Origin of the sequence: Modestobacter sp. VKM Ac-2986, assembly GCF_026967795.1 — a bacterium.
GTDB lineage: Bacteria > Actinomycetota > Actinomycetes > Mycobacteriales > Geodermatophilaceae > Modestobacter.
Map to the genome: position 1 here is coordinate 272,606 of NZ_JAPVBH010000001.1, position 13,077 is coordinate 285,682.

Genomic DNA, 13,077 nt, shown 5'->3' on the forward strand with positions numbered 1-13,077 from the left:
CTGCTCCCCCGTTCCGCCCCGGCCTCGTCGGCCGACTGTTAGGCCAGGCTAACCTACCGCCGCGGTGCCGACGGACGGTGCCGTACCCGAACCGTGGAGGACCCCTGTGACCCATCTGCCTGGAGCGCGCCGCCGTCCGGTCCGCACCGCCGCGACCCTGGCCGCTGCCGCCCTGGCGCTCGCTGCGTGCGGGAGCGCCGAGTCGGCCGCCTCGGCGCCCGACGCGGCCAGCGAGGCGGCATCGTCGGAGACCACGGTCAGCACCGCCTTCGGTGAGGTCGCCGTCCCGGCCGACCCCCAGCGCGTGGTCACCCTCGCCGAGAACGCCCTCGACGTCGCCCTGTCGGTCGGCGTCACCCCGGTCGGCACCACGGCCAGCCGCGGCGGGAACGCCGCTCCGGCGTACCTCGGGGAGGCCGCCGCGGCCGTCCCGGTCGTCGCGACGGTGGCCGAGCCGAACCTGGAGGCGGTCCTGGAGGCCGAGCCCGACCTGATCCTCGCCGCGGCCGGCCTGGCCCAGGAGCAGTACGACGCACTGACGGCGATCGCGCCGACCGTCGTCCCGGACACGGCCACCGGCGGGGACTGGCAGGAGCCGCTGCACGTCTACGCCCAGGCGCTCGGCGCCGACGACGAGCTCACCGCCGACCTGGACGCGATCACCGCCCGGGCCGAGGCGGTGGCCGCCACGGGCTCGCTGGACGGCAGCGCCGCCGTGCTGCGCTGGATGGCCAACGGCGCGGTGGTGATGAACTCCGCGCTGATGCCCGGCTCGCTGCTGCAGGCCGCCGGCGCCGACCCGCTGCCCGTCTCCGACCTGGGCGCGAAGCCGCACAGCGACCCGCTGTCGCTGGAGAACCTCGGCCAGGTCGACGCCGACCGGCTGTTCGTCGCCGCCTTCGGTGCTGACGGCAAGGGCGCGCTGGAGGCCGCGAAGAGCCAGCCGGCCTTCACCCAGCTGGGCGCCGTCCAGGCCGGGACGACATCGGAGGTCGACGGCTCGGTGTGGAGCAGCGCCTCGGGCCCCACCGCCGCGGAGCTGGTCATGGACGACATCGAGGCCGCCGCCTCCTGACCCACCCGGACGCCGCCCCGGGCCGGGGCGGCGTCCGTTCCACGTGGAACAGCGCCCCCGGTGGCATGCTGCCCCCGGTCGCCGTGGAGGCGGCCGGGGGCCCGGGGAGGACCGCTGATCGGCTACGTCGCCGCTGCCTTCGGCGGTGCGCTGGGCTCGCTGGCCCGCTGGGTGCTCGGCCTGGCCCTCCCCCACGACCCCGGCGCCTGGCCGACGGCCACCCTGGTGGTCAACCTGACCGGCTGCCTGCTGCTCGGGCTGCTGGCCTCCGCGCTGTTCACCCGGCACCCGCGCTCGCCCTGGCTGCGCCCGTTCCTGGGCACGGGTGTCCTGGGCGGCTGGACGACGTTCTCCACCTTCGCCGTGGACGCCGTGCAGCTGGCCGACGCCGGCCGCGGGGCCGCGGCCGTCGGCTACGTGCTCGTCTCGGTGGTCGGCGGGGTGCTGGCCGCGGCGGCCGGTGTCCGGCTGGGCCGCGCGGTCCCGGTCCCGCGGGAGGCGCGCCGGTGACCGCGCTGCTGGTGGTGCTCGGCGCGGTCGTCGGGGCGCCGCTGCGGCTGTTCGCCGACCGGGTGGCCGGTGCCCGGCGGGGCGGGGCCAGCGTCCTGGGCACGCTCACCGTCAACGTCGTCGGCAGTGCGGTGCTCGGCGTCCTGCTCGGCCTGCGCGACGTCCCGCCCGCCGTCGTGGCGCTCGTGGGCACCGGCTTCTGCGGCTCGCTGACCACCTTCTCCACCTTCGGCACCGACGTCGTCCGGCTGGTCGAGCAGCGGGTGGTGCTGCGGGCGGCCGGCTACGTGGCCGGGTCGCTGGTGCTCGGCGTGGGCGTCGCGGCGCTGGGCTGGCTGTCGGTCCGGTGACCGTTCGCTCCACCGCGCGACGGGACGCGCGCGTCCCCTAGGGTCGGCGGCGATGAGCGATTCAGCGGGAACGCAGGTCCGGGCCGACAGTCCGGTGGTCGTGGTCGCCAACCGACTGCCGGTCGACCAGGTCACCGACGCCGACGGGACGACGCGCTACCAGCGCAGCCCCGGTGGCCTGGTGACGGCACTGGAGCCCTTCGTCGCCGGTCGCGGCGGCGCGTGGGTGGGCTGGTCGGGCGCGGCCGGGGACGCCCCGGAGCCCTTCGAGTCCGGCGGCATGCAGCTGGTCCCGGTGCCGCTGTCGGCCGAGGAGGTCGACCGCTACTACGAGGGCTTCTCCAACGCCTCGCTGTGGCCGCTCTACCACGACGTGGTGGAGAAGCCGGAGTACCAGCGCAGCTGGTGGAACAGCTACGTCGAGGTCAACAAGCGGTTCGCCGACCGCGCCGCCGAGGTGGCCGCCGAGGGTGCGGTCGTGTGGGTGCACGACTACCAGCTGCAGCTGGTGCCGGCGATGCTGCGCCAGCGGCGTCCCGACCTGACCATCGGCTTCTTCCTGCACATCCCGTTCCCGCCCTTCGAGCTGTTCACCCAGCTCCCGTGGCGCTCGGCGATCATCGAGGGCCTGCTGGGGGCCGACCTGGTCGGGTTCCAGCAGCCGGCCGCGGCGGCGAACTTCCTCGACCTGGCCCACCGGCTGCACGACCTCCCCACCGAGGGCAGCACGGTCTCCTACGAGGGCCGCACGGTCACGGCCAAGTCGTTCCCCATCTCCATCGACGTCTCCTCCTTCGACGAGCTGGCCCGCTCCCCCGAGGTGCTGGCCCGCGCCGCGGAGATCCGCGAGGAGCTGGGCCGGCCGGACAAGATCGTGCTCGGCGTCGACCGGCTGGACTACACCAAGGGCATCGGCGTCCGCCTGGAGGCCTTCGGCGAGCTGCTCGACGACGGCGCCGTGACCGCACCGGGCACCGTGTTGGTGCAGGTGGCCACGCCCAGCCGTGAGCGCGTCGAGCACTACGTGACCATGCGCGAGACGATCGAGCAGCAGGTCGGGCACATCAACGGCCTGCACGGCTCGACCGCGGGGCCGGCGGTGCAGTACTTCAACCAGTCGATGCCGCGCGAGGAGCTCGCCGCGCTCTACCGGGCCGCCGACGTCATGCTGGTGACCCCGTACCGCGACGGCATGAACCTGGTCGCCAAGGAGTACGTGGCCGCCCGCGGCGACGACCAGGGCGTGCTGGTGCTCAGCGAGTTCGCCGGTGCCGCCGCCGAGCTCACCCAGGCGCTGCTGGTGAACCCGCACGACATCGACGGGGTGAAGCACCAGCTGCTGCGGGCGCTGCGGATGGACCCGGCCGAGGCCGCGGAGCGGATGCGGGCGATGCGCGCGCACATCACCGAGCACGACCTCGACCACTGGGCGAACTCCTACATCGAGTCGCTGCAGGCCCAGGTGTGACGGGTGCGGGTGTGACGACGCTGGAGGCCGCGCTCGACGAGCTGGCCGTGCGGCGGCCGCTGCTCCTGGCCAGCGACTACGACGGGGTGCTCGCCCGGCTGCGGGACGACCCGGGCACGGCCGTGCCCGAGCCCGGGGTCGCCGACCTGCTCACCCGGCTGGCCGTCGTGGAGGGGGTCACCGTCGCCCTGGTCAGCGGGCGCGGGGTCGCCGACCTGCAGGCGACCAGCGGGCTCACCGGGCCCTTCCGCTGGGTCGGCAGCCACGGTGCGGAGTTCGACGGTCCGCTGCCCGGCGACCTGGCCGCCCGCCGCGACGCGCTGGCCGACGCGCTCGCCCCGCTGGTGGCCGCCGTGCCCGGCGCCCGGCTGGAGGTCAAGCCGGCGAGCGCCGCGGTGCACGTGCGCACGGTGACCGACCGGGACGCCGCCGCCGGCCTGCTCGCCGCTGCCGCCGCCGGCCCCGGGTCCGACTCGTCGCTGACCGCCAAGCCCGGCAAGGACGTGCTGGAGCTGGCCGTCACCGACGCCGACAAGGGGTCGGCGCTCGTGCGGCTGCGCACCGAGCTGGGTGCGGCGGGCGTGCTGTACCTCGGCGACGACGTCACCGACGAGGACGGCTTCGCCGCGATCGCGCCGGACGGCGTCAGCGTCAAGGTCGGCGACGGCGCGACGGTGGCCCGCTTCCGGGTGCCCGACCTCGACGGCGTGCGCGACCTGCTCACGCGACTCGCCGGGGCGCTGGACGCCTGATCCGGGGCGGGGGTGACTCGGATCTGCCCAGGGCATAGCGTGCGGTGGGTGATCACCGTCACCTCCGGACCGGAGGTCCCCCGACCGTGCCGCTGACCCGCAGGTCGTTCCTCGCCGGCGCGCTGGCCGCCCCTGCGCTCGGGGTGCTGGCCGGCTGCGCGGGCACCGTCGTGCAGCCCGGGGACCTCTCCCGGCTGCGGATGATGGTGCCGGCCAGCCCCGGCGGTGGGTGGGACACCACCGCCCGCACCCTGCAGCGCGTGATCCAGTCCAGCGGCGTGGCCCGCAACGTCCAGGTCTTCAACGTCGAGGGCGCCGGCGGCACCATCGGCCTGGGCCAGCTGGCCCGCCAGGACGACGACGCGCTGCTGATGATGATGGGCCTGGTCATGGTGGGCGCCGTCGACACCAACGACTCCAGCACCCGGCTCACCGACGTCACCCCGATCGCCCAGCTGATCGGTGAGACCGAGCTGATCGTCGTCCCGGCGGAGTCGCCCTACGACGACCTGGCCTCCTTCGTCGAGGCGTGGAAGGCCGACCCGCGCGGCACCCCGATCGCCGGCGGCTCGGCCGGTGGCACCGACCAGATCCTGGCCGGGCTGCTGGCCCAGGCGGCCGACATCGACCCGCGCGAGGTCAACTACATCCCCTACTCCGGTGGCGGTGAGTCGCTGTCGGCGCTGCTGGGCAACCAGGTCGCCGCCGGCATCTCCGGCACCGCCGACTACGGCTCGCAGGTCACCGCCGGGACGCTCAAGGGCCTGGCGGTGTCCACGGCCGAGCGGTCCGGGCAGGTGCCCGACGTCCCCACGATCATCGAGAGCGGCTTCGACGTCGAGGTCACCAACTGGCGTGGGCTGATGGCCCGCCCGGGGATGAGCGAGGACGCCCGGGCCGACCTCATCGGGGTGGTCCAGCAGGCGCACGACACCGACGAGTGGGCCGAGGCGCTGGCCAACCGGGGCTGGCTGGACACCTTCCAGACCGGCGACGAGTACGGCGAGTTCCTCGCCGCGGAGGAGACACGGGTGCGACAGGTGCTGATCGAGATCGGGCTGATCGAGGAGTGAACGGGCTCGCGAGTCCACCCATGTGCACAGCAGCTCCGCGAACGCGGCCGACCAGCGCCGGCGAGGAGGTCTCGTGAGCACCGCGGTGACTCCCCCGCAGGCGCCGGAGCAGACCGGACGGCAGACCGGCGAGCTCGTGATGGCGGTGCTGCTCGGCGCGCTCGGCGTCTACCTGCTGGTCGACGCCGGCGCGATCGCCGTGCCCGGCTCGAGCAACACGGTCGGCCCGCGCTTCTTCCCCTATGCCGTCGGCGCGCTGACCCTGGTCACCGGCGTCGGGCTCGCCTTCCGCGTGCTGCGCGGCGACCGCGGCCCGGCCGACGACAGCGAGGACGTCGACCCCGACGCCCCCACCGACTGGCGCGCGGTCGCGGTCATCGCCGTCGCGTTCCTGGCCCACGCCCTGCTGATCAACGTGATCGGCTGGCCGCTGGCGGTGGCGCTGATGTTCGCCGCGGTGTCCTGGGCGCTGGGCGCCGTCGGCGTCGTCCGGCCCTTCCTCATCGGGCTGACCCTGGGCTGCGTGGCCTGGATCGTGTTCGTGAAGGCACTGAACGTGGCGCTGCCCGGCGGCACGGTCCTCGAGTTCCTGACGGGCTGGTTCTGATGGCCTTCGACGACCTGCTGGGCGGGTTCGCCGACGCGATCACCCCGCTCAACCTGCTGTTCGCCCTGCTCGGCGTCCTGCTGGGCACCGCAGTCGGCGTGCTCCCGGGCATCGGGCCGGCGATGACGGTGGCGCTGCTGCTGCCGGCCACCTACGTGCTGGAGCCCACCAGTGCGCTGATCATGTTCGCCGGCATCTACTACGGCGGCATGTACGGCGGGTCGACGACGTCGATCCTGCTCAACACCCCCGGCGAGTCCAGCTCGATCATGACCGCGCTCGAGGGCAACCGGATGGCCAAGGCCGGGCGCGGGTCCGCCGCGCTGGCCACCGCGGCCATCGGGTCCTTCGTCGCCGGCACCATCGCCACCCTGCTGCTGGCGCTGGTCGCTCCCACCGTGGTCGACCTGGCCATCGGCGTCACCGCCGCGGACTACTTCGCCCTCACCGTCATCGCCTTCGTCGCGGTGGCCACCGTGCTGGGCTCCTCGCCGCTGCGCGGGCTGGCCTCGCTGTGCCTGGGCCTGTACCTCGGGCTGGTCGGCACCGACGTGATCACCGGGCAGGAGCGGTTCACCCTCGGGGTGCCGCAGCTGTCCGACGGCATCGACGTCGTGGTGGTCGCGGTCGCGCTGTTCGCCGTCGGGGAGGCGCTCTACGTCGCCTCCCGGCTGCGCCGCGGCGCGGTGCACGTGATCGACCACAAGGGCAACTGGATGACCCGGGAGGACTTCCGCCGGTCGTGGAAGCCGTGGCTGCGCGGCACCGCCTACGGCTTCCCGTTCGGGGCGCTGCCGGCCGGCGGTGCGGAGATCCCGACGTTCCTGTCCTACGCCACCGAGCGGAAGCTGACCAAGCACCCCGAGGAGTTCGGCAAGGGCGCCATCGAGGGCGTCGCCGGGCCGGAGGCGGCCAACAACGCGGCCGCCGCCGGCGTGCTCGTCCCGCTGCTCACCCTGGGCATCCCCACCTCGGCGACGGCGGCGATCATCCTGGCCGCCTTCCAGGGCTACGGCATCCAGCCCGGCCCCACGCTGCTGACCACCGAGGGCCCGCTGGTCTGGACGCTCATCGCCTCGCTGCTCATCGGCAACGCGATGCTGCTGGTGCTCAACCTGCCGCTGGTGGGCGTGTGGGTGAAGCTGTTGCGGATCCCCCGGCCCTACCTCTACGCCGGCATCCTGGTCTTCGCCTCGCTCGGCTCCTACGCGGTCAACGCCGACCCGCTGGACCTGGTGCTGCTGCTGATCCTGGGCCTGCTCGGTTTCGTCATGCGACGCTACGGCTGGCCGGTGGCGCCTGCGGTGATCGGGCTGATCCTCGGGCCGATCGCGGAGGCCAACCTGCGCCGGGCGCTGGCGATCAGCGACGGTGACCTGGGCGTGCTGGTCGACACCTGGTTCAGCCGGATCGTGCTCCTCCTGGCGCTGCTGGCCCTGGTGGTGCCGATCGTGCTCCGGGCCGTGCGCGGCCCCCGGACGACCCCGCACGACCTGCAGCACGCCGATGCCGAGATCGAGGAGAGGAGCGCACGATGACCCAGCAGCACGACGCCGTCGTGGTCGTGGGGCACGTCCCCAACCCCCGGGGCCAGGCCGCCCTGGCGCACGGGATCCGGGAGAGCCGGCAGCGCGGTGCCCGGCTGGTGGTGGTCAACGCCTCCCGCGGTGACTCCCTGGTCGACGAGGACTTCCTCCAGGGCGACGCCCTGACCCGGCTGCACGAGGAGCTGGCCGGCTCGGGGGTCTCGTTCGAGGTGCGCCAGCCGGTGCACGGCCGGGACGTCGCCGAGGAGCTGGCCGCGGTGGTCGCCGAGACCTCCGCCGAGCTGCTGGTGATCGGCCTGCGCCGACGGTCCGCGGTGGGGAAGCTGCTCATGGGCAGCGCCGCCCAGCGGATCCTGCTCGAGGTCGACTGCCCGGTGCTGGCCGTCAAGAGCCCGCCCCGGGAGGGCTGAACCCGCCCGTCCCACCCGCCTCACCGGGCCTTCTGCGGCCCTGCTCCCCCACCGTGACCGCCGTTCCCCCAGGGACGGCGGTCACGGTCGTCCGGGGCCCTGCCGATTGACTGCTGTACGCCGCAGTCCCGCCGCTGACCAGCGCGGACGGTCACTGTCAGGAATTGTCGACAAAGCCACGAAGAACCATTCCGAGTGTCTGACCAGGCCATTCCAGAACGGCGTGCGCATTCCCGTTGATTCACCTTCAGGTGGACCCGGGGGCGCCGAAACAGCCATCACCGGACGGGACAGGCCCGCACGGCGCACCAAGGGAAGAGGCAGGCGTGGAAGGTCTGGACGACATCGTCGAGGAGTTCCTCGTGGAGAGCCACGAGAACCTGGACCAGCTGGACCAGGACCTCGTCGCCCTGGAGCAGGACCCTCGGTCGCGGGACCGGCTCTCGAGCATCTTCCGCACGATCCACACCATCAAGGGCACCAGCGGCTTCCTCGCCTTCAACCGGCTGGAGGAGGTCGCGCACGTCGGGGAGAACCTGCTGTCCCGGCTCCGCGACGGTGCACTGGACCTGACGCCGTCCCGCACCAGTGCGCTGCTGATGATGACCGACATCATCCGGGCGCTGCTGGCCGCCATCGAGGCCACCGGTGGTGAGGGCACCGTCGAGGTCGCCGACACCGTCGCGGTGCTCGCCGCCGCCCTCGAGGACGTCCCCACCCCCGCCGCCGAGACGGCCGTGGTCGAGGCCGCCGAGGCCGTCGTCGCCGCCGAGTCCGTGGTGGAGGCCGCCGAGGCCCCCGCCGCGGCGCCCGCGAAGGCCGAGAAGCCCGCCGCCAAGCGGGCGCCTGCCAAGCGTGCCTCCCGCGCCAAGGCCGCCGTCCCGGCGCCGGCTCCGGTGCCGGCGGTGGAGACCGTCGCCGTCCCGGCACCCGTCGCCGCGGTGCCGCCGGCCCCGCCGGTCACCCCGCCGCCTGCCGCCGTTGCGCCCGCCGCCCCGCTCGCCCCCGAGCCGGGCACCGCCGAGGCCGGCCCCAAGGGCCGCGGCGTCGCCGACAGCACCATCCGCGTCGACGTCGACCTGCTGGACAACCTGATGCTGCTCGTCGGTGAGCTCGTGCTCACCCGCAACCAGATCGTCCAGTACGTCGGCCGGCAGAACGACCAGGACCTGATCCGCGCCTCGCAGCGGCTGAACCTGATCGCCAGCGAGCTGCAGGAGAGCGCGATGAAGACGCGCATGCAGCCGATCGACCACATCTGGTCCAAGCTCCCCCGCGTCGTCCGCGACCTCGGCCTCCAGTTGCAGAAGAACATCCGGCTGGAGATGGAGGGCAAGGACACCGAGCTGGACAAGACCCTGCTCGAGGCGGTCAAGGACCCGCTGACCCACCTGGTCCGCAACTCCGTCGACCACGGCATCGAGGCCACCGCCGACCGCATCGCCGCCGGCAAGCCCGCCGAGGGTGTGCTCACCCTGCGCTCGCGGCACGAGAGCGGCCAGGTCGTGGTCGAGGTCGCCGACGACGGGGCCGGCATCGACCCGGCCAAGATCGGCCGCAGCGCCGTCAACAAGGGCCTGCTCACGCCCGAGACGGTGGCCCGGATGAGCCCGCAGGACCTGCTGAACATGATCTTCGCCCCGGGCTTCTCCACCGCCGCCGCGGTCACCAACGTCTCCGGCCGCGGGGTCGGCATGGACGTGGTGAAGACCAACATCGAGGGCATCGGCGGCACCATCGAGGTCGAGTCGGTCGTCGGTCGCGGCACCTGCATGCGGCTGCGCATCCCGCTGACCCTGGCGATCGTCCCGGCGCTGACCATCGAGTGCGCCGGCGACCGCTACGCCATCCCGCAGATCAGCCTGCAGGAGCTCGTCGCCCTGGACGCCGAGAAGGCCTCGGCCGCGGTCGAGGAGGTCGGCGGTGCGTCGGTCTACCGCCTCCGCGGCGAGCTGCTCCCCCTCGTGCGCCTGGCCGACGTCCTGGGCCTGCCCTCCGACCGGCACGACGGCCACGTCGTCATCGCCGTCCTCCGCTCGGAGGGGCGCCGCTTCGGCCTGGTGGTCGACCGCGTCATCAACACCGAGGAGATCGTCGTCAAGGCGGTCAGCAGCCAGCTCAAGGCGATCGGGCTGTACTCCGGCGCCACCGTCCTCGGCGACGGCGCCGTCGCGCTGATCCTCGACGTCCAGGCGCTGGCCCGCCGCGCACTGCGCGCCGAGTCCGCGGACCGGCAGGAGACCCGCGCGGCGATCACCGCCGCGATCGCCAGCCAGGAGCGCCAGCGGATGCTGCTGGCCGCCATCGGCGGCGGCCGCCGGGTCGCCATCCCGCTGGACACCGTCACCCGCCTCGAGCAGGTGCGCAGCGACACCGTCGAGCGGGTCGGGTCGCGGGAGGTCGTGCAGTACCGCGGCGCGATCCTGCCGATCGTCCGGCTGGACCGGCACCTGGGCGCCTTCGGCAACGACGACCGCGAGACCCTCGAGGTCATCGTCTACGCCGACCGCGGCCGCAGCGTGGCCATCGTGGTCGAGGAGATCCTCGACATCGTCGACGGCGAGGCCTCGGTGCACAGCGACATCGACGACCTGGGCCTGCTCGGCTCGGCCGTCATCGGCGACCGGGTCACCGAGCTGCTCGACGTGCGGGCCGCGATCCTCGCCGCCGACCCCGCCTTCTACAACCCCCCGCCCGGCATGCCCGACGCCTTCGCCGCCCTCGAGGCCGCCGGCGCCCACCTGATGGAGGTCTGACGTGAGCACCGCCACCGACGCCCGCACCGTGCCCGTCACCAGCCAGCTGGCCACCTTCTGGCTCGACGGCGACCTCTACGGCGTGGAGGTCGAGCACGTCCAGGAGGTGCTGCGCAGCCAGAGCATCACCCGGGTGCCGCTGGCCCCGCCGGCCGTCGCCGGGCTGATCAACCTGCGCGGCCAGGTCGTCACCGCCATCGAGCTGCGCGAGCGGCTCGGCCGCCCGGCCCGCCCGGCCGGGGAGCAGCCGGTCGTGATCGTCGTCCGGCTGCACGGCGAGGCCGTCAGCCTGCTGGTCGACAGCATCGCCGACGTCGTCGACGTCAACGTGCGGGACTTCGAGGCCCCGCCGGACACCCTCGACGGCAGCGCCCGCGACCTGATCCGCGGCGCCTACAAGCTCGCCGGCCAGCTGCTGCTGTCCCTGGACGTCAACCGGGCCGTCGGCACCTGAACGAGGACCCAGTCGCCCCACCTCCCGGTCCGCCGGGGGTGGGGCGGCACCGCTCCACCCGCACCACTCCCCCGGCCGCCGAGCCGGCACCCCGGGGGCCGCACGAGACCCACCCCGCCCGACGGGCCCGGACCGACCACACCAGCCAGCCAGGAGCCAGACCATGACCAACGCCGCCTCTCCCGCCCGGTGGACCCGCTGGTTCACCGACCGGCCGCTGGGCCTGAAGATCGGTGCGGTCCTGGCGCTGCTCGTCGTGGTCGTCGCCGGCACCAACGTGCTGTCGATCTCCCGGATGCGCGCCATGCACGCGGTGCAGGAGGAGATCTACACCCAGAACCTCCGGCCGCTGAACGACCTGGCCGCCATGCAGCGCGCGGTCGCCGCCTACCGCTCCCGGGTGCTGCAGTACCCGGTCTACACGCCCGCCGACCGGCCGGCCATCAGCGAGCAGGCGGCGGAGAAGCTGGCCGACCTCCAGGCCGCCGTCACCTCCTACACCCCCTTCGTCATCGACCAGACCGCCGCTGCGACGTTCGAGACCGAGTTCAGGAAGCTGGTCGAGATCAACGAGACCCAGCTGATCCCGGCCGCCGACGCCGGTGACCTCGAGGGCTTCGGCCGCATCTACAAGGACGTCGCGTCCCCCATCGTCAGCGACTTCTCCCAGGCGCTCGAGGACGAGGGCGTGGCCCAGTCGGCCCAGGCCCAGGCCCGCAACGCCGAGGCAGCCGCCGAGGTCGACCAGGCGGTGGTCCTCGTGGTCACGACCGCCCTGGTCGGGGTGCTCCTGGCCGCCGGGCTCGGCGTCTTCATGATCCGCCGGCTGCTGTCCACCGTCCGCTCGGTGCAGGCGACCGTCGAGGCGATGGCCACCGGCGACCTGACCGTGGTGCCCGACGTCCGCGACGCCGACGAGATCGGCCAGATGGCCACCTCGCTGGCCGCCGCGCAGGAGTCGCTGCGCTCGGTGATGGCCTCGGTCGTCGCCTCCTCCGACGCCGTCGCCGCCGCCTCCGAGCAGCTGTCCGCCTCCTCCGCCCAGATCTCGTCCTCGGCGCAGGAGACCTCCGCCCAGTCCGGCGTCGTCTCCGCCGCCGCCGAGGAGGTCTCCCGCAACGTGGCCACCGTCGCCGCGGGTGCCGAGCAGATGGGTGCCTCGATCCGGGAGATCAGCCAGAACGCCAACGAGGCCGCCCGCGTCGCCGCGCAGGCCGTCGCCGAGGCCGAGACCACCAACGCCACCGTCGTGAAGCTGGGCGACTCCTCCCGCGAGATCGGCAACGTCGTCAAGGTCATCACCTCGATCGCCGAGCAGACCAACCTGCTGGCCCTCAACGCCACCATCGAGGCCGCCCGCGCCGGGGAGGCCGGCAAGGGCTTCGCCGTGGTCGCCAACGAGGTCAAGGAGCTGGCCCAGGCCACCGCCCGGGCCACCGAGGACATCACCCGCCGGGTCGAGACGATCCAGGGCGACACCAGCGGCGCCGTCACCGCCATCGGCCGCATCTCGGAGATCATCGGCTCGATCAACGACTTCCAGCTGACCATCGCCAGCGCGGTCGAGGAGCAGACGGCCACCACCAACGAGATGTCCCGGTCGGTCCAGGAGGCCGCCGGCGGCTCGACCGAGATCGCCATGAACATCACCGGCGTCTCCACCGCGGCCAGCTCGACCACCGAGGCGCTGGGCCAGACCCGGCAGGCCGTCGACGAGCTGTCCCGCATGGCCAGCGACCTGCGCACCACGGTCGCCCGTTTCACCTACTGACGAAGGACCCCCTTCCTCCCCGCCCTTCGCAGGCTCAGGGCGGGCCCCTGGAAGGGGGCTGCACCCCCCCGACCACACCGACCCCCGCGGCCGCTGTCCCGTCCCCTTCCCCGGGCGGACAGCGGCCGCGGTCGTGTGTGCCGGGTGCATTCCCGGAATGGTCGGGGGATTGTCGACAAGAACCCTCTCCTGTCGGGTGGCCGCCCTTTCTCCGCCGCACTCTGCGACACGGCGCGGGAAGCGGTAACGCGCGTTATCGATTGCCCCACGATGGCACTCGGAGAACACAGGTCGACCGCGCGGT

General features: G+C 73.6%; 12 protein-coding genes. All 12 read left to right on the plus strand.

What is annotated here, in order from left to right:
• Positions 1-106: 106 nt before the first annotated feature.
• The 12 genes from O2W14_RS01275 (at position 107) to O2W14_RS01330 (ending at position 12,773) form a co-directional block, all read left to right on the plus strand.
• The gene (locus tag O2W14_RS01275; RefSeq protein WP_269174274.1) at positions 107-1,075 is read left to right on the plus strand and encodes an ABC transporter substrate-binding protein; all 969 of its coding nucleotides are present in this window, start codon (positions 107-109) and stop codon (positions 1,073-1,075) included.
• A gap of 60 nt (positions 1,076-1,135) precedes the next feature.
• Positions 1,136-1,585 (plus strand): fluoride efflux transporter CrcB, encoded by a 450-nt coding sequence (gene crcB, locus O2W14_RS01280; RefSeq protein ID WP_269174275.1) that lies wholly within the window; start codon positions 1,136-1,138, stop codon positions 1,583-1,585.
• Positions 1,582-1,935, plus strand: coding sequence for a fluoride efflux transporter FluC (locus O2W14_RS01285; protein WP_269174276.1), 354 nt, complete (start codon positions 1,582-1,584; stop codon positions 1,933-1,935). The genes crcB and O2W14_RS01285 overlap by 4 nt, the downstream gene beginning before the upstream one ends.
• Before the next feature lie 52 nt (positions 1,936-1,987).
• Positions 1,988-3,403: an alpha,alpha-trehalose-phosphate synthase (UDP-forming) gene (locus O2W14_RS01290; protein WP_269174277.1), complete on the plus strand. Its 1,416-nt coding sequence runs from the start codon at positions 1,988-1,990 to the stop codon at positions 3,401-3,403.
• A gap of 11 nt (positions 3,404-3,414) precedes the next feature.
• Complete coding sequence (gene otsB / locus O2W14_RS01295) at positions 3,415-4,155, plus strand: trehalose-phosphatase (protein WP_269174278.1); 741 nt, start codon at positions 3,415-3,417, stop codon at positions 4,153-4,155.
• 86 nt (positions 4,156-4,241) lie between these two features.
• On the plus strand, positions 4,242-5,228 hold the full coding sequence (locus O2W14_RS01300; protein WP_269174279.1) for a Bug family tripartite tricarboxylate transporter substrate binding protein: 987 nt from the start codon (positions 4,242-4,244) through the stop codon (positions 5,226-5,228).
• A 73-nt stretch (positions 5,229-5,301) separates the two neighbouring features.
• Complete coding sequence (locus O2W14_RS01305; protein ID WP_269174280.1) at positions 5,302-5,835, plus strand: tripartite tricarboxylate transporter TctB family protein; 534 nt, start codon at positions 5,302-5,304, stop codon at positions 5,833-5,835.
• Positions 5,835-7,373: a tripartite tricarboxylate transporter permease gene (locus O2W14_RS01310; protein WP_269174281.1), complete on the plus strand. Its 1,539-nt coding sequence runs from the start codon at positions 5,835-5,837 to the stop codon at positions 7,371-7,373. Before O2W14_RS01305 ends, O2W14_RS01310 begins: the two co-directional genes overlap by 1 nt.
• Positions 7,370-7,792 carry a universal stress protein gene (locus tag O2W14_RS01315; protein ID WP_269174282.1) on the plus strand — a complete coding sequence of 141 codons (423 nt, stop codon included), beginning with the start codon at positions 7,370-7,372 and terminating at the stop codon, positions 7,790-7,792. Before O2W14_RS01310 ends, O2W14_RS01315 begins: the two co-directional genes overlap by 4 nt.
• Before the next feature lie 326 nt (positions 7,793-8,118).
• The gene (locus O2W14_RS01320; protein WP_269174283.1) at positions 8,119-10,548 is read left to right on the plus strand and encodes a chemotaxis protein CheA; all 2,430 of its coding nucleotides are present in this window, start codon (positions 8,119-8,121) and stop codon (positions 10,546-10,548) included.
• A 1-nt stretch (position 10,549) separates the two neighbouring features.
• Entirely contained in the window at positions 10,550-11,002 is a 453-nt protein-coding gene (locus O2W14_RS01325) for a chemotaxis protein CheW (protein ID WP_269174284.1), read from the plus strand.
• A gap of 163 nt (positions 11,003-11,165) precedes the next feature.
• Positions 11,166-12,773: a methyl-accepting chemotaxis protein gene (locus O2W14_RS01330; RefSeq protein ID WP_269174285.1), complete on the plus strand. Its 1,608-nt coding sequence runs from the start codon at positions 11,166-11,168 to the stop codon at positions 12,771-12,773.
• Positions 12,774-13,077: the final 304 nt, after the last annotated feature.

Coding starts and splice junctions, on each gene's coding strand:
- O2W14_RS01290 (WP_269174277.1), top strand. CDS start 1,988: ATGAGCGATTCAGCGGGAACGCAGGTCCGGGCCGACAGTCCGGTGGTC.
- O2W14_RS01315 (WP_269174282.1), top strand. CDS start 7,370: ATGACCCAGCAGCACGACGCCGTCGTGGTCGTGGGGCACGTCCCCAAC.
- O2W14_RS01310 (WP_269174281.1), top strand. CDS start 5,835: ATGGCCTTCGACGACCTGCTGGGCGGGTTCGCCGACGCGATCACCCCG.
- O2W14_RS01330 (WP_269174285.1), top strand. CDS start 11,166: ATGACCAACGCCGCCTCTCCCGCCCGGTGGACCCGCTGGTTCACCGAC.